This window comes from Accumulibacter sp. (assembly GCF_029255285.1).
Lineage (GTDB): Bacteria > Pseudomonadota > Gammaproteobacteria > Burkholderiales > Rhodocyclaceae > Accumulibacter.
In genome coordinates, this window is record NZ_JAPUVI010000086.1 from 45,920 (window position 1) to 72,755 (window position 26,836).

Annotated in this window: 24 protein-coding genes and 1 tRNA gene; 10 read left to right on the forward strand and 15 right to left on the reverse strand. The window is 64.0% G+C overall.

Annotated features, from left to right (window positions below):
- Window positions 1-3: 3 nt before the first annotated feature.
- The 4 genes from Q1M07_RS10045 to Q1M07_RS10060 are packed head-to-tail and all read right to left on the reverse strand — an operon-like array spanning window position 4 to window position 4,416.
- The gene (locus Q1M07_RS10045) at window positions 4-2,070 is read right to left on the reverse strand and encodes an ATP-binding protein (RefSeq protein ID WP_300453532.1); all 2,067 of its coding nucleotides are present in this window, start codon (window positions 2,068-2,070) and stop codon (window positions 4-6) included.
- A complete protein-coding gene (locus Q1M07_RS10050; protein WP_300453534.1) occupies window positions 2,067-2,678 on the reverse strand; it encodes a DUF1638 domain-containing protein in 612 nt (203 codons plus the stop codon). Before Q1M07_RS10050 ends, Q1M07_RS10045 begins: the two co-directional genes overlap by 4 nt.
- Window positions 2,675-3,700 carry a uroporphyrinogen decarboxylase family protein gene (locus tag Q1M07_RS10055; protein ID WP_300453536.1) on the reverse strand — a complete coding sequence of 342 codons (1,026 nt, stop codon included), beginning with the start codon at window positions 3,698-3,700 and terminating at the stop codon, window positions 2,675-2,677. The genes Q1M07_RS10050 and Q1M07_RS10055 overlap by 4 nt, the downstream gene beginning before the upstream one ends.
- On the reverse strand, window positions 3,697-4,416 hold the full coding sequence (locus Q1M07_RS10060) for a cobalamin-dependent protein (protein ID WP_300453538.1): 720 nt from the start codon (window positions 4,414-4,416) through the stop codon (window positions 3,697-3,699). The genes Q1M07_RS10055 and Q1M07_RS10060 overlap by 4 nt, the downstream gene beginning before the upstream one ends.
- 610 nt (window positions 4,417-5,026) lie before the next feature.
- Between Q1M07_RS10060 and Q1M07_RS10065 the strand changes: the two genes are divergently transcribed.
- Both Q1M07_RS10065 and Q1M07_RS10070 read left to right on the forward strand, forming a co-directional pair.
- The gene (locus Q1M07_RS10065; RefSeq protein ID WP_300453540.1) at window positions 5,027-8,080 is read left to right on the forward strand and encodes a caspase family protein; all 3,054 of its coding nucleotides are present in this window, start codon (window positions 5,027-5,029) and stop codon (window positions 8,078-8,080) included.
- 22 nt (window positions 8,081-8,102) lie between these two features.
- Window positions 8,103-9,266: a CaiB/BaiF CoA-transferase family protein gene (locus Q1M07_RS10070; RefSeq protein ID WP_300453542.1), complete on the forward strand. Its 1,164-nt coding sequence runs from the start codon at window positions 8,103-8,105 to the stop codon at window positions 9,264-9,266.
- Between the two features lie 66 nt (window positions 9,267-9,332).
- On the opposite strand, the gene Q1M07_RS10075 is transcribed toward Q1M07_RS10070, so the two are convergent.
- The gene (locus tag Q1M07_RS10075; protein WP_300453544.1) at window positions 9,333-10,208 is read right to left on the reverse strand and encodes a Stp1/IreP family PP2C-type Ser/Thr phosphatase; all 876 of its coding nucleotides are present in this window, start codon (window positions 10,206-10,208) and stop codon (window positions 9,333-9,335) included.
- A 367-nt stretch (window positions 10,209-10,575) separates the two neighbouring features.
- On the opposite strand from Q1M07_RS10075, the gene Q1M07_RS10080 reads away from it, so the two are divergent.
- The 4 genes from Q1M07_RS10080 to Q1M07_RS10095 all read left to right on the forward strand — a co-directional run bounded on the left by Q1M07_RS10080 (window position 10,576) and on the right by Q1M07_RS10095 (window position 13,649).
- A complete protein-coding gene (locus tag Q1M07_RS10080; protein WP_300453547.1) occupies window positions 10,576-11,991 on the forward strand; it encodes a circularly permuted type 2 ATP-grasp protein in 1,416 nt (471 codons plus the stop codon).
- 18 nt (window positions 11,992-12,009) lie between these two features.
- A complete protein-coding gene (locus Q1M07_RS10085) occupies window positions 12,010-12,942 on the forward strand; it encodes an alpha-E domain-containing protein (RefSeq protein ID WP_300453549.1) in 933 nt (310 codons plus the stop codon).
- Window positions 12,943-13,238: 296 nt separating this feature from the next.
- Window positions 13,239-13,313, forward strand: a tRNA-Val gene (locus tag Q1M07_RS10090).
- Window positions 13,314-13,364: 51 nt separating this feature from the next.
- Entirely contained in the window at window positions 13,365-13,649 is a 285-nt protein-coding gene (locus tag Q1M07_RS10095) for a DUF3579 domain-containing protein (protein WP_300453551.1), read from the forward strand.
- Here the strand turns inward: Q1M07_RS10095 and murA are convergent.
- The 10 genes from murA to Q1M07_RS10145 all read right to left on the reverse strand — a co-directional run bounded on the left by murA (window position 13,633) and on the right by Q1M07_RS10145 (window position 20,675).
- Window positions 13,633-14,901 (reverse strand): UDP-N-acetylglucosamine 1-carboxyvinyltransferase, encoded by a 1,269-nt coding sequence (gene murA, locus Q1M07_RS10100; RefSeq protein WP_300453553.1) that lies wholly within the window; start codon window positions 14,899-14,901, stop codon window positions 13,633-13,635. The two genes, Q1M07_RS10095 and murA, sit on opposite strands and share 17 nt — an antisense overlap.
- Window positions 14,894-15,139, reverse strand: a complete 246-nt coding sequence (locus tag Q1M07_RS10105; protein ID WP_300453555.1) for a BolA/IbaG family iron-sulfur metabolism protein — start codon at window positions 15,137-15,139, stop codon at window positions 14,894-14,896. The genes murA and Q1M07_RS10105 overlap by 8 nt, the downstream gene beginning before the upstream one ends.
- A 3-nt stretch (window positions 15,140-15,142) precedes the next feature.
- On the reverse strand, window positions 15,143-15,895 hold the full coding sequence (locus Q1M07_RS10110; RefSeq protein ID WP_300453557.1) for an ABC transporter permease: 753 nt from the start codon (window positions 15,893-15,895) through the stop codon (window positions 15,143-15,145).
- Entirely contained in the window at window positions 15,892-16,815 is a 924-nt protein-coding gene (locus Q1M07_RS10115; protein WP_300453559.1) for an ABC transporter ATP-binding protein, read from the reverse strand. Before Q1M07_RS10115 ends, Q1M07_RS10110 begins: the two co-directional genes overlap by 4 nt.
- Before the next feature lie 34 nt (window positions 16,816-16,849).
- Window positions 16,850-17,155: an STAS domain-containing protein gene (locus tag Q1M07_RS10120; protein ID WP_300453561.1), complete on the reverse strand. Its 306-nt coding sequence runs from the start codon at window positions 17,153-17,155 to the stop codon at window positions 16,850-16,852.
- Window positions 17,152-17,727 (reverse strand): ABC transporter substrate-binding protein, encoded by a 576-nt coding sequence (locus tag Q1M07_RS10125; protein ID WP_300453636.1) that lies wholly within the window; start codon window positions 17,725-17,727, stop codon window positions 17,152-17,154. The genes Q1M07_RS10120 and Q1M07_RS10125 overlap by 4 nt, the downstream gene beginning before the upstream one ends.
- Window positions 17,728-17,864: 137 nt before the next feature.
- Window positions 17,865-18,572, reverse strand: coding sequence for a VacJ family lipoprotein (locus tag Q1M07_RS10130; RefSeq protein ID WP_300453564.1), 708 nt, complete (start codon window positions 18,570-18,572; stop codon window positions 17,865-17,867).
- 15 nt (window positions 18,573-18,587) lie between these two features.
- Window positions 18,588-19,058: an outer membrane lipid asymmetry maintenance protein MlaD gene (mlaD, locus tag Q1M07_RS10135; protein ID WP_300453566.1), complete on the reverse strand. Its 471-nt coding sequence runs from the start codon at window positions 19,056-19,058 to the stop codon at window positions 18,588-18,590.
- Window positions 19,055-19,870: a lipid asymmetry maintenance ABC transporter permease subunit MlaE gene (gene mlaE / locus Q1M07_RS10140; protein ID WP_300453568.1), complete on the reverse strand. Its 816-nt coding sequence runs from the start codon at window positions 19,868-19,870 to the stop codon at window positions 19,055-19,057. The genes mlaD and mlaE overlap by 4 nt, the downstream gene beginning before the upstream one ends.
- Window positions 19,857-20,675 (reverse strand): ABC transporter ATP-binding protein, encoded by an 819-nt coding sequence (locus Q1M07_RS10145; RefSeq protein ID WP_300453570.1) that lies wholly within the window; start codon window positions 20,673-20,675, stop codon window positions 19,857-19,859. The genes mlaE and Q1M07_RS10145 overlap by 14 nt, the downstream gene beginning before the upstream one ends.
- Window positions 20,676-20,808: 133 nt before the next feature.
- Here Q1M07_RS10145 and Q1M07_RS10150 point away from each other — a divergent pair, with 133 nt between their 5' ends.
- The 4 genes from Q1M07_RS10150 to Q1M07_RS10165 all read left to right on the forward strand — a co-directional run bounded on the left by Q1M07_RS10150 (window position 20,809) and on the right by Q1M07_RS10165 (window position 26,819).
- A complete protein-coding gene (locus Q1M07_RS10150) occupies window positions 20,809-22,266 on the forward strand; it encodes a sigma-54 dependent transcriptional regulator (protein ID WP_300453572.1) in 1,458 nt (485 codons plus the stop codon).
- A 12-nt stretch (window positions 22,267-22,278) separates the two neighbouring features.
- Window positions 22,279-23,688 carry an AAA family ATPase gene (locus Q1M07_RS10155; protein ID WP_300453574.1) on the forward strand — a complete coding sequence of 470 codons (1,410 nt, stop codon included), beginning with the start codon at window positions 22,279-22,281 and terminating at the stop codon, window positions 23,686-23,688.
- Window positions 23,689-23,766: 78 nt separating this feature from the next.
- Entirely contained in the window at window positions 23,767-25,593 is a 1,827-nt protein-coding gene (locus tag Q1M07_RS10160) for a type II and III secretion system protein (RefSeq protein WP_300453576.1), read from the forward strand.
- On the forward strand, window positions 25,590-26,819 hold the full coding sequence (locus Q1M07_RS10165; protein ID WP_300453578.1) for a tetratricopeptide repeat protein: 1,230 nt from the start codon (window positions 25,590-25,592) through the stop codon (window positions 26,817-26,819). The genes Q1M07_RS10160 and Q1M07_RS10165 overlap by 4 nt, the downstream gene beginning before the upstream one ends.
- Window positions 26,820-26,836: the final 17 nt, after the last annotated feature.

Consider the following 26,836-nt stretch of genomic DNA (forward strand, 5'->3'; position numbering starts at 1 on the left):
GGCTCAGGTTTCGAGGCCGTCGCGCAGGATCTTTTCGATCTTCTCGAAAGCGAAATTCTCGGCATGTTGCCGCAGAAGCTGCCCAAGCGCCTCGTCCTGCGCCTCCACTCGCGCGATCAACCTGTGGATGCGCTCGACATTCAAGGCGACGACCGCTTCGCCCAGTTCGCGCCGCAATTCTGATGGCAGCGCCTCGACGTCCGCCCGTTCTGCAACCCGCGACGACCGGTTCACCGTCGCCTCACGCTGGTAACGCACACCCAAGAGCCGCGCCAAGCACGCGAAGACGTCGGCGCGACGAAATGGCTTGTGCAGAATGTCATCCATGCCCGCCGCCAACATTTCTCCACGCTGCTCGGCGAACACCGAAGCGGTGAGCGCGACTATCTTGACGTCCTTTCCACCGTCCAGAGCACGGATGCGCCGGGTGGCCTCCAGTCCGTCCATGCCGGGCATGCGTCGGTCCATCCAGATGAAATGGGGGCGCCACGACTGGAACAACTCGACGCCGCGCAGGCCGTTCTCCGCAGTCTTCACCGGGAACCCTGCTTCTTCCAGCAGCCTGGCAAGCAGCAAGGCGTTCTCAGGCTGGTCCTCGACAATCAGGATCCGGAACTCCGGCTGGCCTGGCGCCAAGGCGAGAACCTCACCGTCTTCTCCAGGCAAGCCGCTCACTTCGGGTGCCGACACGGGCTCGATCGGCAGGTCGATAGAGAAGCAACTGCCCTGGCCAATCTCGCTGACGACACGGATTCGGCCGCCCATCAACTCGACGAACTGACGTGTAATCGCCAATCCGAGGCCGGTTCCACTGTGCACCGACGCCTGGCCCGCCTGTACGAACGGTTCGAAGATCATCGCCTGTTCCGCCAACGCGATACCCGGGCCGCTATCCACCACATCGATGCGCAGGCGGCGACCGTCTGCGCCGCCAGTGGCATCCAGCCGCAGCGTGACCCCACCCTGCTCGGTAAACTTGATGGCGTTACCGAGCAGGTTGACCAGCACCTGCCGCAACCGGACTTCGTCGCCCCGAATGTGCGGTGCCACCGGCCCGCGACGTTCCAGGCGCAGATCGAGACTCTTTTCGCGTGCGCGCTGCCCCATCATGGCAACGACATCGTTCACCGCCGAGTCGAAGTCAAATGGCGCCACCTCCAAAACGATGCGGCCAGCCTCGATCTTGGCCATGTCGAGGATGTCGTTGATCAGGCGCAGCAGGTGTTCACCACTGCGGTTGATGATGTCCAGATGTTCCCGGTCGCGACCGGTGATGACGGCTTCCCGGCACATCAGCACCGAGAAGCCGAGGATGGAGTTGAGCGGCGTGCGCAGTTCGTGGCTCATGTTGGCCAGGAAGGTGCTCTTGGCCCGGTTGGCCGTCTCGGCCAACTCTTTGGCATGCTCCAGTTCGGCCGTGCGAACCGCCACCAGTTCCTCGAGGTGATTGCGATAGCTTTGCAACTCCAGTTCCGCACGCTTGCGTTCGGCGAGTTCGAGCGTCAGCTTCCGGTTGAGGTCGGACAACTCGGCGGTACGCGACTTGATGGTCTGTTCCTGGCGTTCGTAGAGCAGCGCATTGCGCAACACCAGAGCCAGAATGGTCGACAAAGGCCCAATCAAGGTCGTCGTGGCCGCCAGTTCAGCCTCCTCGGGCAAGCCGAGCAGGAGCAGCCCTCCGACGTGGTGAGTACCGACCATCAAGGGCATGGCCATCGTCAGACCCATTCCTTCATCGAGCAGGATGCGCGCCGCTTCCGAAGAGTCGCCGGGACGCCACACTTCGACGGCCGGCATGCCCCGGACCATGCCGCATAGGCGGCGAAATCCCGCCGCATCACCGACCGGTTTACGGCGCTTCGGATCGACGCTGACGATCCGGTAGTCGCTCGCTGCCGAATCGTTGTCGAACTGGATCAACAGCACGCTGCGAGCGGCGGTCATCGCACGTAGTTCCTTGGTCAAATAGCTGCCCGTATTGCCAGGGTTGTCCGCACGGTCGAGAACGTTGCTCAGAACGTCGATGGTCATGAACGACAGGGCGGGATCGTTGAAAGCGTCCCTGGTCATCCCGCTATCGCCCACTCATCGAGCCGCCCCATCGCCTCGCTGATCGCGCTGTGCAGGCAATCGAGCGGTGTGGCACGTGACTCCCATGGCAGACCGCAATAGTCCGCAATCGCCCGCAGCTTCTCTTGCGGCACGGACAGCAAGCCAGTATCGAGATAGACGATCAGGCGATGCAAGTCGCCCATCAGCCCTCTGGCATTGGCCCGATCGAGACCCAACTCGTTCGCGAAGAAGCGCTCGCCTCGCTGCGCCCATTCCGGCAGCAGGAAGTAGGCACCGTCGCGCGCGTCCCGCCGGTAGCGTTCGCGGCCGAGCAGCAGTTCGGCACAGTTGGCTCCCTTGGTCAGCACGACGCCGGGTTGCGCCGCAAGCTGCCGCATCCCGACGTAGCAGTCGCCATAAACCAGGACCACCCCTCGCCCGGTCCTCCGTTCCTCCTCGACGATCGCTTCCAGTTGCTCACCGAGTCTAGCCGGACAAACGTGCAACATGGAGCGCACGACGCGAATCCGTAGCGCGGGCCAGTGGATCTGCCAGAGCGCCTCGACCTCGGCCGCGAACACCGAGCATACGACCAGCGTCGGTGGACAAGGCCCGCATCCGGTCACCGGCGATCCCCAGCAAATTCCTCCACCGATTTCCGGAAGGCGTGAATGTTGGCCGGAGGCGTATCGATGTACATGTCACCTTTGCAACTGGCCAGAATGAAGCGCGGGTCGTCGCGCCGATTCTCCAGTGTCTTGCGGCACACCGCTTCGACATCCGCTGCCGCGGCTCGCCGCATCCACGGTGACGCGGGCCCGCTGAGCAGAATGGAGTCTGCGCCAAGAAGCCGGCGCGCCCGTTTCAGGTTGTCGCCCTGCGCGAGCACGAAACCGGCGACGGAAGGCAAACCCGACAAAACATCCAGGTTGGCCACGAGGGGAAATTCCAAATGGTGCAGGACGACCGGCCCATGAACTCGCGCCAAGGTATCAACCAGCACGGGCCGCGAAAACTCCTGCAATATCTCGCGGGTGACGAAACCTGGCGAAGCGAAGCCGATTGTCCACACGACAAAGGCAGCGCCATCGGCGAAGCAGCGGTTGGCCAGGTCCGCGGCGAAGGGAGTCACTCGCTGCATGATCGCCTCAGCCGCTGGACGATCGAACAGCAAGGTTTCCAGCCAGGCATCCAGACCCATTACCAGCCCGGGAATGTCGATTGGCGCGACGAGAAGCACGGCTACCGGCACTTCGCGCCCGTGTTCGGCGACCACGCGCCGCAACGCCTCCCGCAGGTACGACAGACGCGGATGCCGGTCCGGATCGGGAAGCGGCAAACCTTTCCATTCGGAGGCCGCCTCGATGGCTGGGGTCGACACCACGGGCGGTCCCTTGTCGAAATAGCGGGCCTTGCTGCCGAATGCCTCGCCGATCGCGGCGACGATCACGGGGCCGAACAATATGTCCGGGGCAAAGGTTTCGCGTACCGCCGTCTGCCCGCGAGCATAAGCCGCCGGGTCATTGTAATGCTCCTCCAGGGAGCAGCCGGTCAAAGCCGCGCTGTACTGGCTCAACGGCATGGTGAACATTCGCCGGTCGGCCATTTCACCCGCCAACAGGCATTGCAGGCGCTGGAGGCTGTTCACCGGGCGTCCTCGAAGCGTTCGCCGCGCGCCCAGAGCTCCGCGAAAAGATGGGGCGCTTCGAGCATGTCCGGCGCGGTGCCATCTCCCCCCACCTCATCGCACAGCCCGTCGGCAACGAGAAACACGGCGCCGCCCACCGCCAGTTGAATGCGACCGGACAGCCCTCGGGCGTCGAGCTCACGCCGGACTTCCTTGATGTTCAGTGCCGTCGTCACGGTCATCGCCGACACGCCGATGACCCGCGCGCCAATCTCGATCGCCTTGTCTACGAACTCGGCCGCCGGCACATCGTTGCCCAGATCGCAAACGACCCACCCGCTGGAGCGCAGCATCGTCGCCACCATGCGGCGACCCAGGGCATGGAAGTCTTCCTCCGCGTTGCCGAGAACCACCGGCCCTTTGGCCGTTCTTTGTTCGCTGTTCTGCGCGAACGATCCGGCGGACTTGGTCAACATGTCTTCGGCCACCTTGGCCGCGACATAGGCTTGAGCCAGCGAAAAGCGTTCCGAGTTGATACCGCGACCGATTCTTTTCAGGGCCGGCTCGAGAAGATCCTTGTACGCCGCGGCATAACCGTGTCGCGCAGCCCAGTAGTCGAGCAATTGTCCAGCCCGTTCGCGATCGGCGCGGCTGATTGCGGCCACCAAGGCCCGCCGAATGTTCAGATCGGAAAGCTCGCCGTCCGGGTGCTCGCCTGGTGTCATCTCGACGTCCACCTATACTATCCGGACACGCCGCGGATCGCGATCGGTGCTAGGCCGACGTTGCCTGCGAGCTGCCGAGCGCGCGTCCTGGCCGACTGGAGAGCGCGATATCGGCCGCTGGGGTGCCTGGGAGGGATCATTTCACCGCGCTGCGCGGCGTCGATGCGTGTACGCTCGCATTGAGCCATTGCTACATTGCTACATTGCTAATGTTGGTGCTCCGGTCGTCGGAGCGTTCGTGTGGCATCGTGGGCCCCACTATTCTTGATGCTCGGGATGGATGCCAAGCCCATCCGTCAGGCTGTTTCCCTGGCAAATGGTGGCGATCCGGTCACCCGCTGACTGGGCAGGATTCCAAGCAGCGTATAGTTCGTATTACATTCTCGACTGAGCAATTGATACCCATGCGAAACCATCGGTGCTGCCTTCGCTTTTCGCTTCACTCATTGAGAGTTGATAGCTTGCCTGTCCGATCGTCACTCCGGAAGCGCCGGTGTTTGCGCGCCCACGACAGTCGACCCGCCGCGTGCCGAGTCGGACATGCTCCGGAACTTCGGTCTAGCCATGGCCTGACCGCCGGTACAAGCCGGCGCCGACTCCCTTGCTTCCGCAGGAGGCCCCAATGACGCGCTTACTGGCCCTCGGGCTGATGCTTCTGGTCTCGCTTGCCTCTGCGCAGCCGAGTGGTCTGCCGAGCGGACAGCCGTCCGCCAAGCCGGTGTTCACCATCGATCCGGGCGTGCACGCGGGCAACGCGTATCGCCTCGCGACAACGCCCGACGAACGTCATCTGGTCAGCGTCGGGCTCGACAAGACCATACGCGTCTGGGACGTCGACAGCGGACGGCAAGTGCGGCGACTCATTCTGCCGGTGGCCGGCCGCCATGACGGGCTGCTTTACGCGCTGTCCCTGTCGCCCGACGGCCGTCTGGCCGCCGTTGGCGGCAGTCTTTACAGCTTCGGCAAGGGACGCTCGGTGGCCATCGTCTCGCTGCAGGATGGCCGCATCGTAGGCGCTTTTCCCGGTTTCGAGTCACCGATCACGGCGCTTGCCTGGTCGTCCGACGGCCGCCTGCTGGCCATCGGTTTCGTCGACGACAGTGGCGGCACCGAAAGCGGCCTGCGCATCCTCGAGGTCGACGGCGGCCGCCGTGTGTTCGAGGACCGATCGCTGACGGGCAACATCTCGGCCCTTGCCTTTCGCGCCGACGGTACGCTCTTCGCGACTTCGCACAACTATCCCGCCGCCAGTCGGGTAGTCCTCTACAAGCCGGCCGGCACCGGTTTCAACCGCGTCGCCGAGCGCGTCCTGACGGACCGCGGCGCTTTTCGGGCCTACTGGACAGCCGACGAGCGGGCGGTCCTCGTTTTCGGCCACGGCCTCTACGATGGCGAATCGCTCGCCGCGCTGCCGTATCGATTGAACCGCAGCGCCATGCCGACGGGCGTTCGCTCGCTGATCGTTCGCGAATCGCCCGACGGTCGCCATATCTTCGGCGCCGCCCACGCGCGCGACAGCGCCAGCGGGCTCATCCGGCGCTGGAACGGGACGGGCTACCAGCGCCAGGGCTTCGACGACCTGCGTGTCCCCGACCGTCGCATCGCCGATGTCGTTGCTTTGCGCAGCGGCGTTCTCGCCTACCTTTCCGAAGACGGCGCGCTTGCCGCGGTCGGCCCGGACATGCAAATTCTCTGGCGCAACGCGCGCGCGGTGGCCGAACTCGATGGTCATCCCGAAGCGCTGCTGGTTTCCTCCGATGAGCAGCGGGTCGCGCTGCCGGTACTGGCCGAGCAGAAAGGCCGCCTGCTGGCCTTTACGCTCGACAACCCCGGGTTTGCCGCCGTCGACGCGGCCCGCGAAGCATGGCAGGCACCGCTGACCAGTCGCTCGGGTATGAATGTGCTGGCCTGGCAGGGGACGAGCGAAGGCACCGTCAATGGCCAGCCGCTTCCGAAAACCAACCGGCGCGAGCGCTCGCTGTCGGTAGCAGTGCATTCGAGCGAAGCGGCCTTGGTCTATGGATCGTCACAACGCTTCCTGCGCAAGGTAAGCGATCAGGGCGGCGAACTATGGAAACGTTACCTGCAGGCCGACGTGGTCGCCGTAAATCTGCTCGAAAAGCGCGCTTTGGTCGTCGCCGCGACCCTCGACGGCTTCATTCATTTGCTGCGTTGGCGCGATGGCGAGCCACTGATGAGCTATTATCTGCAACCCGGCGACCGCAAGTGGCTGGCCATCTCACGGGCGGGCTATTACGAAGCCGCCATCGGCGCCGAGGACCATGCTGGCTGGATCGTCAGTAGCGACCCGGGGCGAACGGCCGACTTCTTTCCCCTGTCGCGTTTTCGCGCCACTTATCTGCTCCCGGGAATGGTTCGCCAGGTCCTTTCCGCTGGCGACCAGCGCCAGGGGATCGGCGCCGCCAAGCGCGAGCGCGGCAACGTGCGGACACTGGAGAGTGCCTCGACCGCCAAGCCCGCTGGTGATGCTCCGGCGCCATCGGCAGCGCGTCAGACGGCGAACGGGAAATCCGGAACGGGCCGGCCAGCCAGTCCCGACGACGGGCAGGGTCAGGAAATCAGTGCACCCGCTGTCGACCGTCTGCCGCCAGTGGTCGACATCGTCAGGCCGGGATACGAGGCCAGCGTCAGCAAATCGCCGCTCACGCTGGCTTATCGGCTGCGCACGCCGGCCGGTGCACCGGTGATCCGAGTCCGGCTGCGGGTCAATGGCCAGGAAGCGCCGCTCGGCGCCGAGGCCTGGGTTGCGCAACCGGCCGGCGAGGCGACGCGCGAGCTGACTGTCGAACTGCCGGCCGAGGATGCCGAGTTGCAACTGATCGCCGAGAACGCCCACGGCGCCTCTGTACCGGCCGTCGTACGCGTGCGCTATCTGGGGGAAAAGAAAGTCGCGGCCGCCGAGAACGACCTCTATGTCCTGGCGGTCGGCGTGTCGGCCTACGACAAGCCTGAGTATCGACTGGACCTCGCGGCCAAGGACGCCGCGGACTTTGCGACGCTGATGCGGCGACAGGAGGGAACGATGTACCGCAAGGTGGTCGTCCGCACGCTGGTGGACGGCGCGGCGTCGAAACAGGCGGTCGAAGCGGCGCTGGCCTGGCTGAGAGGTGCCGTCCGGCCGCACGATACGGCGATGGTCTTTCTCGCCGGACATGGCGTCAACGATGGTCGCGGCGAGTATCTCTACCTGCCGCGCGATGCCGACGCGTCGCGCCTCGACGCCACCGGCGTCAGCTTCTCGCTGATCCGCCGGACCCTGACCAGTCTGCCCGGCCGTACGCTGATGTTCGTGGACACCTGCCACGCCGGCAACGTCATCGGCACAGCGCGCCAGCGGCTCGACAACACCGAGGCCATCAACGAACTGGCGAGCGCTGAGAACAACATCGTCGTCTTCGCGTCGTCCGCGGGAACGCAGGAATCGATGGAGGATCCGGCGTGGGGCAACGGAGCCTTTACCAAGGCTCTGCTCGAGGGCCTGCGCGGCGCGGCCGATCTGAAGAAACGCGGCCGGATCACTTACAAGCAACTCGACGCCTACGTCTCGGACCGCGTCGACGAACTGACGCGCGGACTGCAGACGCCGGTCACGCCGGTACTGCAGGGTCTGCCGGATTTCATCATCGTACTGCTTGCCCAGTGGCGACAGCCATGACCTTTTGTGAAAGTCAAGCCTAATGCGTCCCCCACCTCTTGCCGGTCTTCGCGTCCTCGATCTGACACGCCTTTTGCCAGGGCCGCTGGCCAGCATGCACCTTGCCGACCTTGGTGCTGACGTCGTCAAGATCGAAGACACCGGCGCTGGCGACTACGCGCGCGGCGCCGGCGCGATCCATGGCCAGATCAGCTATTTCCAGCTCGTCAACCGCAACAAGCGCAGCCTTTGCCTCGACCTCAAGCAGGCGGCGGGAGTCGCCGCCTTCATGCGCCTCGCGGCGACAGCCGACGTCATTCTCGAGGGCTTCCGCCCTGGCGTTGTAGACAAGCTGGGTATCGGCTACGCGGCCGTCGCGGCGATCAACCCGCGCGTTACTTACTGTGCGATTACCGGCTACGGGCAGGACGGACCTTACCGCGACCGCGCCGGCCACGACCTCAACTATCTCGCCTATTGCGGGCTGCTCGACCAGATCGGCCTGCCCGGCAGCGCACCGGCGGTGCCGAATTTCCAGATCGGCGATCTCCTCGGCGGCTCGCTGACCGCGTTGCTCGGGGTGCTGGCCGGGGTCGTCGACGCGCGCCAGAGCGGCCGCGGCCGTTACGTCGATGTGTCGATGACCGACGCCGTTTTCGCGCACACTCTCTTTCCGCTGCTCGCCGTTCTTGGCCTGGGGCAGGCGCTACCGCGTGGCGAAGACGTCCTCTCGGGCGGCATGCCTAGCTACGGCGTCTATGCGACGCGTGACGGCCGATACATGGCGGTTAGTGCGATGGAGCCGAAGTTCTGGCAAGGCCTTTGCGACGCCATCGAACGCCCGGACCTCAAACCGTTCGCCTTTGCTTGCGGCGCCGACGGCCAGCGTATTCGGCGCGAACTTGAGCTGGCCTTCGCCGAACGTAGCTTTGCCGAGTGGACGACCGTCTTCGAGCGCGTCGACTGCTGCGTGACCCCAGTACTGCGCCTCGAGGAGAGTATCGAGAACGCGCAACTGCGGGCGCGGGCCATGATCGTCGAGGTCGACGGCGTCAAGCAATTTGCCCCGCCGTTCAAGATCAGTGACCTACCCTTCGAGGCTCGGCTGCCACCGCCGGCCGCGGGCGAGCACAGCGAGGACGTTCTACGGTCCGCCGGTTTCAGTGATCAAGAGATCGGCGGCCTGCGCGCGCAGAAAGTGATCTGATTCCTTCCCACTGCGTCATGGTCACGCGAGCCGGGCGGCCACCGGGCCAGCGGCGCGACCCCGACATCAGGCGGGCGGCGAGTCCGGTTCGAGCGCCCGAATGGCTAGCACGCCGACCGAGATGTTGTCGCTGCCGCCGCGCTCGCGCGCCAGTTGGATGAGTTGCCGGCAGGCTTCCTCCGGCTCCGCAGTATCGACGATGCGGGCGATCTCGCGCGCATCGACAGTGTCCCACAGCCCGTCGGAACAGAGAACGAAACAGTCGCCAACTTGCGGCGGATCGCCATGCTGAGCGATGACCCACAGCTTCTCCTGTGTTCCCACGGAACGCAGGAGAACGTTGCGGGCCGGGTGATGGGCCGCCTGCTCGGGGCGGATCAGGCGGTTCTTGACCATCTCTGCCACGAAGCTGTCGTCCTCGGTGAGCTGCCTGCAGCGACCGGCACGGCAGCGGTACAAGCGACTGTCGCCGACATGGGCAAAGAGTACGCCACTGCCCACCAGAACGAGGGCCGTGGCCGTCGTGCCCATACCCTCGAGCCTCGAGTCCGCCGCGGCGGCGCGAAACACGGCACCGTTCGCTTCGCGCACCGCCAATGCCAGCGCCTGCGCGGCGGCGTCGCTCGTTGTCGCGTAATAGTAGCGACAGATCGTCTCGACCGCTATGGCGCTCGCCACTTCGCCTCCGTTGTGCCCACCCATGCCGTCCGCGACCACCGCCAGCACACCGAGCCGCCGACGAACTTCGGCATCGCCCGGCGAGACGAAGGCGATCGAATCCTGATTGCTCTCGCGCACGCAGCCGACATCGCTCGCCATGAACGCGTCGACCACGTAGTCTGGCGGGGTAGCGCGTGGCGCGGCCACGCCACTCTTCCGACCGAACTGACCCGGCCAGAAACGCGACACCGCTCCCGCCACTCGCGAACTCCACTTGCCCATCTCGATTTCCCTTGCCCTGGAGCAGCGCCCCGCATCACGCGACCACCGGAAGCGACGCCTTCCGGCTTACGGTTAGCATTGTGCCAGTCCATCCGCCTTCTTCGTATACGTGGCGCAGTCATTTTCCATCGTCGAAACGCCGACGCGCGCCGCCTGACCGCGTGACCTTAGGGCGCCGTGCGGTGGCTGAGCGCCGCACCGTGGCGGAGAATCGCGACGCACCGGCAAGGTGCATCGCCCGCGCCGCGCGCACCACGCGCTCGCACCGCACGCCTTCGCTTTCCCCTGATCCAGCGGGCGGCAGACATCCAGGAACATGGCACGATTAGTGCTTCATTCGCAACAACACACACTGGCGGTGAGCATCATGAGCGGGAATTCCTACAATGAAATGTACGACGCGGCAGGGACGCTGCGGCCGCACTACCAAGCCTTTGCCGACTGGCTCGCGGCCATGCCGCCAGAGCGCCTGGCGCGCAAGCGGGCAGAGGCCGACACGGCCTTTCACCGGGTCGGGATCACTTTCGCCGTCTACGGCGAGGAAGCCGGCACCGAGCGCTTGATCCCCTTCGACATCATCCCACGCATCATCCCGGCGGCCGAATGGGCCGCGCTGCAGGCAGGTTTGTGGCAGCGTGTGAAAGCGCTCAACGCTTTCCTGAACGACATCTATCACGACCAGGAGATCCTGCGTGCGGGAAAAATTCCCGCCGATCAAGTGCTCAACAACGCGCAATTCCGCCGCGAGATGATGGGCGTAGACGTGCCATCCGGAATCTATGCGCACATTGCCGGGGTCGACATCGTACGCGCCGGGGCGGGCGAATCCTACGTCCTGGAAGACAATCTCCGGGTACCGTCCGGCGTTTCCTACATGATCGAAGACCGCAAGATGATGATGCGGCTCTTCCCCGAACTTTTCTCGCGGCATCTGATCGCACCCGTCCAGCATTATCCCGACATGCTGCTCGAAAACCTGCGCACTGTCGCGCCAAAGGGCGTCAGCAATCCGACGGTCGTCCTGTTGACGCCGGGAGCCTACAACAGCGCCTATTTCGAACACACTTTCCTGGCGCAGCAGATGGGAATCGAGCTCGTCGAAGGCAGGGACCTCTTCGTCAAGGACGAAACGGTCTTCATGCGCACGACGCAGGGACCGCAACGGGTCGATGTCATCTACCGCCGGCTGGACGACGACTTCCTCGATCCGCTGGTCTTCAACAAGGAATCGATGCTCGGCGTGCCGGGCTTGCTGTCAGCCTATCGTTCGGGCCATGTCACGCTGGCCAACGCGATCGGCACGGGAGTGGCCGACGACAAGTCGATTTACCCCTACGTACCGCAGATGATCAGTTTCTATCTCGGCGAAAAGCCGAAGCTGAAGAACGTTCCGACCTGGATGTTGCGTCAACCGGAGGACCTCGAGTACGCACTGGCACACCTGTCGGAACTGGTGGTCAAGGAGGTGCATGGCGCCGGCGGTTACGGAATGCTGGTCGGGCCGGCGGCGACCAAGGCCGAGATCGAAGAGTTTCGGGCCCGCATCGTCGCCACGCCGGAGAAATATATCGCGCAGCCGACGCTGGCCTTGTCGAGCTGTCCAACCTTCGTCGATTCGGGGATCGCGCCGCGCCACCTCGACCTGCGTCCCTTCGTCCTTTCCGGCAAGCAGATTGGACTGGTGCCGGGCGGCCTCACACGAGTAGCCTTGCGCGAAGGCTCACTGGTTGTGAATTCATCGCAAGGTGGTGGCACCAAAGACACCTGGGTGCTGGAAAACTGAGCTGGACGGAGAACCGACATGCTGAGCCGAACTGCCGATCACCTCTACTGGATGGCGCGTTACACCGAGCGGGCGGAAAACCTCGCACGACTGCTCGACGTTTCTTACCAGATGTCCCTGGTACCGCAATCGGTCGCCGCACAGAATGAAAACTGGCGCGCCATCCTGGCGCTCAACAGCCTCGAAGCGGCTTTCGCGCAAGTCTATGCCGAGGTGAATGTCGACAACGTGCTGCGCTTCATGGTTGCCGACCCCGCGAATCCCTCGTCGATCTACACCTGTTTGCGGGCGGCACGCGAAAACGCGCACGCCGTGCGCGGCACTCTCACCGCCGAAATGTGGGAGAGCGTCAACGCCACCTGGATCGAACTGCGCGAGCAGACTTTCGAGCAAATTCATTCGCGCGGCGTCAGCGAGTTTTTCGACTGGGTCAAGCTGCGCTCGGCGGTAACGCGCGGGGTGACCTTCGGCACCATGTTGAAGGATGATTCGCTCCACTTCATCCGCCTCGGCGGCTTGTTGGAGCGTGGTGACAATACGGCCCGCATTCTCGACATGCAGTACCACATCCTGCGCAACGGCGACGAGGGAGCGAGCGATTTCTACCGCTGGGGTGCTTTGCTGCGTTCGCTCTCGGCCTTCCAGGTCTACCGCAAGGTGTATCGCGACGCGATCACGCCCGGCCGAGTCGCCGAGTTGCTGATCCTGCGCGTAGATATGCCGCGCTCCCTGCACGCCTGTGCCGACGGCATCGTACGCATGTTGCAGCTGATCGCCAACAACGCTTCGGCTGAAACCGAGCGCCAAGCCGGCGTTCTGCATGCCGGACTCCATTTTGCGCGCATCGAGGACATCCTGTCCGGCGGCCTGCACGAGTATCTGACCGATTTTATGGACCGCATCTACGAACTCGGTGACGGCATCAGCCGCGATTTCCTGGTGGCTGCCTGAGCGTCCTTTTGGCAATCGGCCGGCTCTGGCGCGCCAGGCATCGCCTCGCCCGGCGCCTTGCCCAAGCGCCCGCGCCCGGGCGGCGATTGACCCGACTAAGGACTTGTGATGTAATCCGACTTTGTGTTCGGTGAGTCATCTGGGCCGGACCAGGGAGCGCACGAGTTCGCCGCGCCCGTCTGGGCGGCGCGCTGACCGGACGGTGGCCGGAAGGTTTTGTGGTGCTCCGGCTGGCGCGATGGCTGCCTGTTGGCAGCCGGTATGCGGTCTGAAGGTCATCCTTGAACCATGAAGCAGGGCGATTAACTCAGCGGTAGAGTGCCACCTTCACACGGTGGAAGTCAGTGGTTCGAACCCACTATCGCCCACCACCTCGACAAGACAAGCATTCCCGGCTCACCTCGTTACGACATCACCGAGACATGACCACTTCGTCGCATGCATCTTTCATCATTGTCGGCGTAACGACCGCCGGCAAGAAATTTCGCCCGAGCGATTGGGCCGAGCGACTCTGCGGCGTGCTGTCGGCCTTCGGCGCCGAAAAAAGAATGCGCTATTCGCCCTACGTCGGGCCGCGCAACCACAAAGGCGAGAAAGCGGTTTTCGTGGACGGCCGCCTCTACGAGGTGGAGCCGATGGCTTACCGTTTCGTGCTCCACTTCGCCCAAGACAACGACCTACAGTTGATTTTCAGCGAACCCGCCTGACGCGCGCGCCGAGCTGGCTCAGCTTCTCCTCGATCGCTTCGTAACCCCGGTCGAGGTGATAGATGCGATCGATCAGTGTTTCCCCCTGCGCCACCAGACCGGCGATGACCAGACTGGCCGACGCACGCAGATCGGTGGCCATTACCGTGGCCCCTTCCAGACGGTCGACGCCGGTGACCATCGCATTGCTGGCGTCGATCCTGATGTCCGCCCCCAGGCGAATCAGTTCGACGGCGTGCATGAAGCGGTTTTCGAAGATCGTCTCACGGATGACGGCCGAGCCCTCCGCGACGCAGTTGATAGCCATGAACTGGGCCTGCATGTCGGTCGGGAAGGCCGGGTAAGGCGACGTCCGGATGCTGACCGCCTTGAGCCGCGACGGCGCCGTGAGCCGGATCGCCTCGCGCTCGGCGACGATGTCGCAACCGGCGTCGAGCAGCTTGTCCACCACCGCGTCGAGATAGGCGGCCGAGGTTCCGGTCAGGCGAACGCTGCCGCCGCTGGCGGCAGCCGCGCAAAGATAGGTTCCGGTTTCGATGCGGTCGGCCATGATGCGGTGCGTCGCGCCGTGCAGACGCTTGACGCCGCGGATGCGAATCTTGTCGGTACCGGCGCCGGAAATCTGCGCCCCCATCGACACCAGGCAGTTGGCCAGGTCAACCACCTCGGGCTCGCGCGCGGCATTCTCGATGATGGTTTCGCCCTTGGCAAGCACCGCCGCCATCATCAGGTTCTCGGTTCCGGTCACGGTGACCATGTCGGTAACGACGCAGGTGCCGCTGAGACTTCGTTTGCCGGCTCCTCCCGCTTTGGCCTGGATGTAGCCCTGCTCGACGTGAATCTCGGCGCCCATCGCCTGCAGTCCGCGAATGTGCTGTTCGACGGGCCTGGCGCCGATCGCACAGCCTCCCGGCAGCGACACCCTGGCTTCGCCGTAACGCGCCAGCAGCGGACCCAGGACGAGGATCGAAGCGCGCATCGTCTTTACCATGTCGTACGGTGCCAGTGGCTTGTCCAGCCCACGGCTGTCCACCACTAGGCCGTTGGCGCCATCGCGGCTGACCGTGACGCCCATTTGCTCGATCAGGCGCAGCATCGTCGAGATGTCCTTGAGCCGGGGTACATTGGTCAGATGCATCGGCTCGGACGTCAGCAGGCAGGCGCAGAGAATGGGCAAGGCGGCGTTCTTGGCACCGGAAATCGCGATTTCGCCGGTCAGCGGCACGCCGCCCTGAATCAACAGCTTATCCACCGTTGGCGCTCCACTCGTCGGGGGTTTGAGTTTTCATCGACAGGGCGTGCAATTCGCCGCTGTCGAAATGCTCGCGCAGGATCTGGTTCACCTGCTGCTGCCGCTGCACGCGAGTCTTGCCGACAAACTGGGCACTGACGATCAGCGCCTCGAAGTGCTGACCATCGCCGATTACCTTCAGGTGTTCGCAGGGCAGCGCCGCCGCGATGATCGCGCTAACTCGTTCAGGATGCATCATGATTCAGGATCTCAGTTTGTAGCCGCTGCGGAGCAGCGCCAGTGTCGCCGCCGCGGCGACCAAAAAACTGGTCACGACGACGGCCAGACTGGTTTCCGGCGCGACGTCCGAGACGCCGAAAAAGCCGAAACGAAAGCCGTCGATCATATAGAACACGGGATTGAAGCGCGACACCTGCTGCCAGAATTCGGGCAATGAATGAATCGAGTAGAAAACCCCGGAGAGCATAGTCAAGGGCATGATCAGGAAGTTCTGAAAGGCTGCCAACTGGTCGAACTTGTCGGCCCAGATGCCCGCGATGATACCCAGGGTGCCCATGATGCCGCCGCCGACGACGATGAAAGCCAGAATCCAGAGCGGTGCGACAAAGCTAGGCAGGGCAAACCACAAGGTGACCGCCAACACGCCAAGCCCGACCATCAGGCCGCGCAGCATCGCAGCGACGACATAGGCGAGAAAGAACTCGACGTAGGAAATCGGCGGCAGAAGGACGAACACCACGCTGCCGGTGACTTTCGACTGGATCAGGCTGGACGAACTGTTGGCGAAAGCGTTCTGCAAGGCCGACATCATGACCAGGCCGGGAATCAGGAAGGCGGTGTAGGGCACGCCGTGCACCTGTACGTGCGCCTCGAGCACATGCGAGAAGATCATCAGATAAAGCAGCGCCGTCAGCACCGGCGCGCCGACAGTCTGAAAGCTGACCTTCCAGAAGCGCAGCACTTCCTTGTAGAGCAGGGTCCGGAAACCGCTCATGGCGCGGTCGCCAGGCGATCACTGGCGCTCTGCATGACACCGAGGAAAACGTCCTCGAGGTCCGTCTGCGACAGACGTAGCTCGTCGATCTGGCAACCTGCCTCGCGGACGGCCGCCAGTAGAGGTTCGATCTCGCTGAGCGTGCTGAGGTGGAAAGTCCAGCAGCCGTCGCTCTCGGTGGCGCGGCTGCGCAACCGGTTTGGCAGCGACGCCTGGCCGGAGACGCGCAAGCGCAGCGTCTGTCCCGAGAAGCGTGCCAACAGATTACTCGTGGTGTCGAGGGCGACGACCCGCCCCTGCTTGAGCATGGCGATGCGCCCGCAGAGCGCTTCCGCCTCCTCGAGGTAGTGCGTCGTCAGGATCACCGTATGTCCATTGCGATTCAGTCGCCGGACGAACTGCCACAGCCCCTGGCGCAACTCGACGTCGACGCCGGCCGTCGGTTCGTCGAGGACGATGACCGGCGGCTTATGCACCAGCGCCTGGGCGACGAGAACCCGCCGCTTCATTCCCCCCGACAGACGCCGCATGTTGGTGTCGGCCTTGGCGGTCAGATCGAGGTTGGCGAGAATCTCGTCGATCCAGTCGTCGTTGTGGCGGATGCCAAAATAGCCGGATTGGATGCGCAAGCTTTCGCGCACCGAAAAAAAGGGATCGAAGACCAGCTCCTGCGGCACGACACCCAGCAGGCGGCGCGCCGCGCGGTAGTCGGTGACCACGTCGTGTCCGAGCACGCTCAAGCGGCCGGCATCCGGACGCGAAAGCCCGGCCAGGCAGGAGATCAGGGTCGTCTTTCCAGCACCGTTCGGGCCAAGCAGTCCAAAGAATTCGCCCTCGGCGATCTGCAGCGAAACCCCGGCCAGTGCCACGACGGAAGCGAAGTGCTTTTCGACCCGGTCGATGGCGACGGCAATGCTCATGGCACAGTGGCGGGCGACGAGACGGCGCCCGCGGTCAGGCGAGCGGGAGCAGTTCGGACACGCCGTAAAGCGCTGCCAGGCTGATCAGGTTGGAGGGCGGATTGACCAAGCGCAGCGTCAGGCCACGTGCGTCGGCGGTACGCAACCAAGCGAGAATGACGCTCAAAGCCGACGAATCGACGTCGCTGACAGCTGTCAGGTCGAGCCGCGTCGAGCCGGCCGGCGGTGGCGTCCCGCTGGCGCTGGCCAGACAACTGCGGCCGGCGGCAAGCAGGGCGCGGGCATTGGCGATGACCATGGGCGCCGTGACGCGCAGGGCGCCATTCGAAAGCTCGATCATTTCTTCCCGGTTTCGAGCTGTTTGTTGCGATTGACCAGCATCTGGATGAGACCGTCGATGCCGTTGTTGCGCACTTCCTGGTTGAACGTGTCGCGGTAGTTGGTGACGAGGCTCACTCCGGCGACGATCACGTCGTACACCTTCCAACTGTCGCCCTGCTTTTCCAGGGCGTAATCGAGTTGTACCGGCTTGCTGCCCGGCTGCACGATTTCGGTTTTCACCAGAACATCGGTGTCACCCGCTTGCATCTTGGTCGGTTTGTAGGTCACCGTCTGGTTCTTGTACGAGGTCAGCGCATTGGAGTAGGTGCGCACGAGCAGTGTCTTGAACTCGTCCGCCAAGCGCTTCTTCTGTTCCGGGCTCGCCTTGCTCCAATCGCGCCCGACCGCCAGCGCGGTCATCCGCTGAAAATTGAAATACGGCAGCACCTTGGTATCGACCAGCTCGATCGCTTTGCGCGTATTACCGCCCTGGATGTCCTTGTCCTGGCGAACGATGGTCAACACGTCGTCAGTTACGGTACGAACCAGGCCATCCGGCGACACCGGCTGGGCCAACACGGGCGACAGCATGACAAACAAACCGAAAAGAAATGGCACGAAGCGCTTCATGAGCAGTATCCCGGCGGCTGAAGTGAGTTTGGTCGACGCCGCCATAGCCGAAGCGGCGCCTGGGAAAAAGAGATAGCGGTAGTAGCGAGGCAAGGCGCTTATTCTTCCGGCCGAAGGCGCGGCGGATCGCCATCGAACACTTCGTTGCGCCTATGCTGCAGGTAGGCGTCGCGAACGTAATTGTACTTGTCGAAAGCGGCTTCCTCGACCACCTTGTCGGACGGCAGCAGGCTGGCCCGCACGTCGATGTAGCGGACCGCGACCAGGCTGTTGCGCAAGGCCATGTCGTCAACGCGCCAGACCGGATCGAAATAGGTGTCGACCATCCAGCCGAAGGTATCGCGAGTCGTACGCGGCCCGATCAGCGGCCAGTAGAAATAGGGGCCGTCGCCCACTCCCCATTTGGCGAGTGTCTGGCCGAATTCTTCCGAATGCTTGCTCAGACCGATCTCGCCCGCCACGTCGAAAGCGCCGCCAATGCCGACGGTGCTGTTGATCAATACCCGGCCGACGTCGGAAGCCGCCTGCTCGGGCTTGCCCTGCAGCAGGTTGTTCAGGGCCGTCCATACGTCCCACAAATTGCCGAAGAAATTGCCGACGACGACCTTGACCGGCAGGGGCGCGACCGTGTCGTAACCCTTCGCCAGCGGCTTGACCACGGCCATGTCGAGGCCCTCATTGACGGCGAACATCGCACGATTGAAGCCTTCGAAAGGGTCTTTCGGATTGTTCGCCGTCGCGCAGCCGCCGACGAGGAAAACAGCGCAGGCGAGGCAGGACAGGCGCGTCGAAAACTGGGGTTTCATGGACGTCTTTCCATTCTATTTGTCGGTCGGCGCTTCGGATGCCTTGTTGAACATGAATTGACTGATCAGCTTCTCGAGAACCACCGCCGACTGCGTCTTGGCGATGCCGTCGCCCGCCTTGAGCATTTTCTCGTCGCCGCCGGGTTCGAGTCCGACATACTGCTCGCCGAGCAGGCCCGAGGTCAGGATCAGCGCGAAAGTATCCCTGGGGAAACGATAACGGCTGTCGATGCTGAAGGTTACCACCGCTTCATAAGTCTCCGGGTCGAAACGAATATCCGCCACCCGTCCGACGACCACGCCGGCGCTCTTCACCGGGGCGCGAACCTTCAGTCCTCCGATATTAGCAAACTTGGCGGTCAGCGGGTATGCCTCGGAAAAGTTGGCGGATGCCAGATTCCCGACTTTCAGGGCCAGGAACAGCACCGCCGCCAGTCCCAGGGCGACGAAAAAACCGACCCACAGGTCGAGCAGCTTGCGACTCATCCAGCCTCCCGGAACATGAAAGAAGTCAATACGAAGTCCAGCGCCAGGATCGCCAGGGCCGACTTGACGACCGTGCTCTTGATCGAACCCGAGACGCCTTCCGCCGTCGGCACCGCATCGTAGCCCTCGAAAACGGCGATCAGCGAAACAGCCAAACCGAAGACGAAGCTCTTGACGATGCCGCTCCAGATATCGTAACGAAAATCCACCGACGCCTGCATCTGCGACCAGAAAGCGCCTTCATCGACGCCGATGAAGACCACGCCGATCAGGTAACCGCCGAACACCCCGGTGGCCGAGAACAGCGCGGCCAGCAAGGGCATCGAGATCACCCCGCCCCAGAAGCGCGGCGCGACGACACGGGCGATCGGGTTGACCGCCATCATGTCCATCGCGGTCAGTTGCTCGGTAGCCTTCATCAGACCGATCTCGGCCGTGATCGACGAACCGGCGCGCGAGGCAAAGAGCAGCGCGGCGACCACGGGCCCGAGTTCGCGCACCAGCGACAGCGCGACGAGGATGCCGAGCGCGTCGGCCGAGCCGTAGCGCTGCAGTGTTTCGTAGCCCTGCATACCGAGCACCATGCCGATGAACAACCCGGACACCATGATGATCAGCAGCGACTGAAAGCCGGAGTAGTAGATCTCGCGAATCGTCAGGCCGGGCCGCCGGAAGGACTGGCCAGACCAGCGCAGCAGGGTGACCAGAAAACGACTGGCGAAGCCCAGTCGTTGCAATGCGTCGTTGACGTGTTGTCCGATACGGCCAATCGTCGCCAGCAACGCAACGGCACCTCGCCTAGGCTTGTTCATCGGCGCCTTTCCCGAGCAGTTCCTGCGCCAGAGGCGTGGCCGGATAGTGGAACGGCACTGGTCCATCGGCTTCGGCGAAGACGAACTGGTGGACGAAGGGGTGTTTGGAGGCCCGGATCTCGTCGGGCGTGCCTAGCGCCACCACCTTCCCGTCCGACATGAAATAAATGAAGTCGACCATCAGCAGGGATTCCTGGATGTCGTGGGTGACCATGATCGTCGTCGCGCCGAGGGCGTCGTTGAGCTTGCGGATCAACTGTCCAATGACCCCCAGCGAGATCGGGTCGAGACCGGCAAAGGGCTCGTCGTACATGATCAGCATCGGGTCGAGGGCGATTGCCCGGGCCAGCGCGACGCGTCTGGCCATGCCGCCGGAGAGCTCGGCCGGCATCAGTTGATGCGCGCCTCGCAAGCCCACGGCGTTGAGCTTCATGAGTACCATGTCGCGGATCAGTTCCTCCGGCAGATCGGTGTGTTCACGCATCTGGTAGGCGACGTTGTCGAAAACCGAAATGTCCGTGAACAAGGCGCCGAACTGGAAGAGCATGCCCATACGCCGCCGCAGGGCATAAAGCTCGTCATCCCCGAGCGCCGGAACCGACAGACCGTCGACCACGACATCGCCGCGGCTGGGCCGGAGCTGCCCGCCGATCAGCCGCAAGAGCGTCGTCTTGCCGCAACCCGAACCACCCATGATGGCCACCACCTTGCCGCGCGGAATCTGCAGACTGATGCCGTCGAGGATCGGTCGATCATCGTAGGCAAAATCCAGATCCTTGATTTCGACGAGATTATCGGCTGGCACTGCAGCATCCCAGGGCAAAAATGAGCCGGAATTATACCTGACTGCCGCAGTCGTCGATGTGAATTGCTTCTCGCCCAATACAAGTGTGGAATAATAGCCAGCAGGCTCCTTATGTCGCGACGCCACGTTTTTCATGCCACGCCAACCGGACATCACTCTGCACGACAAGCCTCTCCTGCTGATCGTTGACGACGATGCGCTGATCTGCGACACCCTGAGCTTTTCGATGAGCCCGCTCTTCGAAGTCCTTACCAGCCACTCGCGCTCCCATTGCATGCAGCTTCTGCGCCAGCTGCGCCGCATGCCCGAACTGGCTCTGGTCGACCTCGGACTGCCGCCATTGCCGCATCGTCCCGACGAGGGCTTCGCGCTGATTTCCGAGTTGCTGCAAGTCGCGCCGGAAATCCGGATCGTCGTCCTCTCCGGGCAGAGCGACGAGGGCAACGCCCGTCACGCGCGCACCCTCGGGGCCGCCGAGTTCGTTGCCAAGCCCTGCAATCCGGGCGATCTGCAGGAAGTCCTCAAGCGCGCGCTGACCTTCCGTGCACTGGACGAACTGGGCCGCGACAGCGCTTCGGCGCTGATCGGCAACAGCCCGGCCATGCAGAAACTGCGGCTGCAACTACGGCAGTACGCCGACCTGCCTTTCCCGGTGCTGATCGAGGGAGAGTCGGGTAGCGGCAAGGAGATCATCGCGGCCAGTTGTCTGCATTACGATACCCGACGCCGCCACAAGCCGTTTCTGGCACTCAATTGCGCAGCGGTGTCACCCAGCCTGGTCGAGCCGACGCTGTTCGGTTACGCCAGAGGCGCGTTTACCGGTGCCGTCACGATGCGCGCCGGCTATTTCGAGGAGGCGGGTGACGGCACGCTGTTCCTCGACGAGATCGGCGAATTGGCACTCGAGCTGCAGGCCAAACTGCTGCGCGTGCTCGAGAACGGCGAGTATCAGCGGGTTGGCGAAACACAGAGGCGTGTCAGTCAAGCGCGTATCGTTGCGGCCACCAACCGCGACCTGCGCCGCGAGGTCAAGTCGGGCAATTTCCGGGCCGATCTCTACCATCGCCTGTCGGTTTGTTCGATCGCCGCTCCACCGCTGCGCGAGATGGGCGACGACCGGCTGCTCCTGCTCGAGCACTTCCGGCAACTGTACGCCGAACAAACGCAGCAGCCGCCCTTCCAACTCTCGGCGGAAGCCACCGCGCTCTGGTGTGCCTACGCTTTCCCGGGCAATGTCCGCGAGTTGCGCAACATCGTCATCCGCCTGATCTCCAAGTACTGTGGGCAAACGGTCAGCGGCCGCGCCCTGGAAGCCGAACTGGACTTGCCCGACGAGCCCCTCCCCGTCGCGGCCACTTCGGCGATGGCGTTCGACGACTCGTCGAGCGAAGCGATGATTGCCGCAGCGAGCCACCGCTTGCGGCAACGCGAACCGTTCAGTCTCGATCGCCTGCTCGACGCCACCGAGCGCGGCTACATCGAGGCCGCGTTGAAACTGGCCCATGGCAACGTCAGCCAGGCGGCGCGCCTGCTCGGCATCCACCGCACGACGCTCTACAACCGCATGGAAGCCTCGTCGCGCGAGCCGTGATGGCCAGGGTACATGATCTACCTTGAGTATTTCGGCTTGCGCGAGGCGCCATTCCGGATCACGCCGCACACCGATTTTTTCTTTGCCGGAGCCAACCGTGGCGCCACGCTCAAGGCGCTGATCTACGCCATCCGGCACGACGAAGGAATCGTCAAGGTGAGCGGCGAAGTAGGCAGCGGGAAGACGATGCTCTGCCGGATGTTGCTCGAGAACCTCCCGTCAAGCGTCGAGACCGTATACCTCGCCAACCCGCTGCTGTCGCGTGACGAGATCCTGTTCGCCATCGCCGACGAACTGCGCCTCCCGCTGGCGGACGAGCGCGGCCATCCGTTGCTGCGTGCCTTGCAGGACCGCCTGCTGACCATTTACGCCAGCGGCCGGCAGGTCGTCGCGCTGATCGACGAAGCGCACGCGATGCCGCCCGAAGCGCTCGAGGAGATTCGCCTGCTGTCCAACCTCGAATCCAATCAGCACAAGCTTCTGCAGATCGTCCTCTTCGGACAGCCCGAGCTCGATCAGCGACTCGCTGAAACCCGGATGCGCCAGCTCAACGATCGCATCACGCACCATTTCCGGCTGCAACCGCTGCCTCGGCGAGACGTCGGCGCCTACCTGACCTTCCGTCTTCGCGCCGCCGGCTACCGCGGTCCGGAGCTCTTCAGCGACGGCGCCATCCGCTTGATCGGCCAGGCCTCACAAGGGCTGACCCGGCGCATCAACATCCTGGCCGACAAAGCGCTGCTCGCCGCGTTTTCGGACAGCGTATACCGGGTCGATCGTCGTCATGTCAGAGCCGCCGTCGACGACACCGGCTTCCCTCCCCTGGGCCGTCGCTTTCGCGACGCTGCCGGCCTGTGGGCCGGCGCCGTGGCGGTCGTCTGCCTGGTTGCCGGGCTGGCTTACTTCGCCGGGTCGCATTACGCGACGGCGCGGTTGCAGGCGGCGGCGGTGGCCGCTTCGCCGCCATCGCCAGCCAACGTCGCGCCGGTGACGGCCGAGCCCGCTGTGACGCCGTCCGCTGTGACGCCGTCCGCTGTTTCGCCTGGCAAGAGCGGTGCGCTGGGCAAGCCGGTTTCGCTTGCCGAGCGAATCGCCGCCACCGAAGTGTGGCTGCAGACGACGCCGGATCACCACTATTTCATCCAGTTGCTCGTGACCGATGCCGGCAGCCAGCGAGAAGTGCTTGATTTCATGGCCAACAGTGCTAGAAGTCTGGACCCGCGACAGATTCGGGTCTATCGATCGCGCATCGCCGGACGAGACCGGCTGGGGGTCATCTACGGCGACTACTCGTCGCGCGACGAAGCCAACGCCGCGCTGGCGACGCTGACCCAGATCAGCCCGGCGAGCCAGCCCTACGTCCGCGAAGTGGGCAGGCTGCGCCTGCCGCGTCTCGCCGAAGGGCCGAAAACATCGCCCTAAGACATAAAAATCATGTACTTGTATCCAAGTTCAGGCATGGTATCATCGGTCCAAACCTTGACCGGATCGAGCCCACGCGTGCCCCTGCGAACTGTCAGCCTCCTCGGCATCATCCCTCTCGTCCTGCTCCTCGGCGCTTGCACGCCGACGACGCTGAGCGGCGGGCCGTCGGCCGGGCATTTACAAGTCGAGGGAGCGGCCAGAGCGCCAGGGTCGATTCCGCCGGTGGTGCAGCCGAACGTCTCGCTGCCGAGGCCGAAACCGACGGGCAAGACCGAGACTTACAGCGTCGTCGTCAACAACGTCAACCTGCACGACCTGCTGTTCGCTCTGGCCCGTGACGCCAAACTGAATGTGGACATCCACCCCGGCCTGAGCGGAACGGTGACACTCAATGCCATCGAGCAAACGCTGCCACAACTGCTCACCCGCATCGCCAAGCAGGCCGACATGCGCTTCGAACTCGACGGCCCCAACCTCGCCGTGATGCCCGACACGCCGTATCTCAAGAATTACCGGGTGGACTACTTCAACATCGCGCGTGATGTTACCGGGACGATCTCGACCAATACGCAGATTTCGACCAGCGCGCTGGCCACTGGCAGCGGCGGTGGCGCGGGCACGGGGAGCGGCAACATCTCGCGCATTCAGATCGAGAACAAGTCGAAGAACCGTTTCTGGGAGTCGCTCGAAAAGAATCTGAAGGACCTGCTGCACGAAACGGACAAGGTCTTTCCCGAAGGCTCGACCGAGACAGTGACCGAGCAAAGCGGCTTGCAGACGACGACCGGCACCGGCGCCCCGGCCATCACCGCGGCGCGTGGGAGCCATGTCGTGCCGACCCTGGCGGCGAGCCCGAATCCCGCGGCGCTGCAGAACACCGGCGCCACGGTCGTCAAGCGGATGACTTTTCGCGAGGCGGCGTCAGTGATTGCGAATCCCGAAGGCGGAGTCGTTACCGTCAGGGCCACCTCGAGGCAACACGAAAAGGTCCAGGAATTCCTCGACCGCGTCATGAGCAGTGCCCGCCGGCAGGTGCTGATCGAGGCGACGATCATCGAAGTCGGGCTGAGTGATGGCTACCAGCAGGGCATCGAGTGGAGTCGCCTGACGAGCGGCACCGAGTATAGCATCGCACGGCCGACGCTGACGAGCAACGTCGGAAGCGCCGTCACTCCCTATGTCATCCGGTATCGAGACATCAATCCGCTGAACCTGCTGGCCACCGTCGAACTGCTGCGGGCGTTCGGCACGGTCAAGGTGCTTTCGAGCCCCAAGCTCGCCGTGCTCAACAACCAGACGGCGACGCTCAAGGTCTCGGAGGACTTCGTCTATTTCAACGTCAAGCAGGATGCCGTACCCGGTGGTCCCAATACCAATGCGATCGTAACGACGACGACGACGCCACAGTCGGTGTCGATCGGTTTTTTCATGAGCTTGACGGCGCAGATCAGCGACAGCGGTACCGTCACCCTGAACGTTCGCCCGTCGATATCCAGTATCGCCGAGTTGAAGCAGGACCCGAATCCCAGCCTCGCGGCGAACAACATCAAGAACCTCGTGCCGCAGATCAGGACGCGAGAAATCGAGTCGATGCTGCGTGTCGAAAGCGGCGATATCGCTGTTCTCGGCGGCCTGATGGAGGATCGCCTCGACAATCGGCTCGGACGCCTGCCGGGTCTGGGCGACATCCCCTTGGTCGGTGAAATCTTCAACAATCGCAGCAACTCTTCGACCAAGTCGGAGCTGGTCGTCCTCCTGCGCCCGACGGTGATCAAGGACGCCTCGATCGACGGCGACTTCAGCAGCTTCCGGGAATCGCTGCCGAACAAGGACTTCTTCCGTATCGACCAGGTCTATCGGCCGTTTTCTCTTCCCGACCGGACGCCGGAGCCTCTGCAGTGAGCCTGCTGATGGATGCCCTGCGGCGGGCCGAGGAGGCGAAGCGGCTGGCCACCCCGGGCGATCGGCCGGATGGCCCGCCGGCCGCCACCGAGCTGCGCCTCGACCCGCTGGAGGGCCCTTCGACTGCGCCGGAAGCCCCGCTGCCGCCGCTCTCCGGCTATCGCGAGTCGATCGACGCCGATCTGCTGGCCAGCGCGGCGATGTCGCCGGAACGGCGCGACCACACTAGGAAACCTGCCTCGGCCGGGGACGACGAAGCGGCCGCGCGCGCGGCGGCGAAGAATGTCTTCGCCACCAAGCAGGTACGGGCGTCGCGCCGCGCCTGGTGGTTGATAGGCGGGCTGGTCGTCGTGGCGACGCTGCTTATCGTCGGCTACGTCTGGTGGCAGTTGCGGTCGGTCGGAGGCGGCTCGCTGAGTACTCCGCCGCACGCCACGCCGGCACGCCCACAGATGCCCTTGGTGGCGGCAAGCCAGGCGGTGCGTCCTGCGGAGGTGGAAGTGCCGACACCGCGGCCGGCCGCTCCGGCGGAGTCCGCACCCCGCACGCTGCCCAGCGCATCGTCCGGCGCGCCGCGTGCCGACGGTCCGCGCAGGGAGCCAGCGAGACCGCCGCAATTCGACACCCCGGGAGTCTTCCGTCCGAGCAGTAGCCGGGCCGGGCCGGAACGGCCCATAGACCAGGCCTACGATGCCTTGCAGGCGAACCGGCTGGACGACGCGCGCCGTGGCTACGAGCAGGTTCTGCGCGGCGATACTCACAATGCCGACGCGCTCCTTGGTCTGGCGGTGATCGCTGCCCGTCAGGGGCAGTCCGAGCGCGCACAACAGCTTTATCTGCGGGTGCTCGAAGCCGATCCCGCCAATGCCATTGCGCAGGCGGCGGTGATCGACCTGCGCGGACAGAGCGACCCCGGTCTGGCGGAAAGCCGCCTGAAGACCTTGCTGGCCAGTCAGCCGGACTCGCCCGGCCTGTTCGTCGCCCTCGGCAACCTGTATGCCCGCCAGGGTCGTTGGAGCGAGGCCCAGCAGGCCTATTTCCAGGCCTATGTGCTCGAGCCCGACAATGCCGACACCTTGTTCAACGTTGCCGTCAGCCTCGACCACCTGCGCCAGGGCAGGTTGGCGGCCCAATACTACCGGATGGCGCTGAGTGCGGCGGAAACGCGGCGCAGCGTCTTCGACCAGAATGCCGTCGGGAAGCGCCTCCTTGAACTTCAACAGTAGTTCCCGATTGCCGTCAC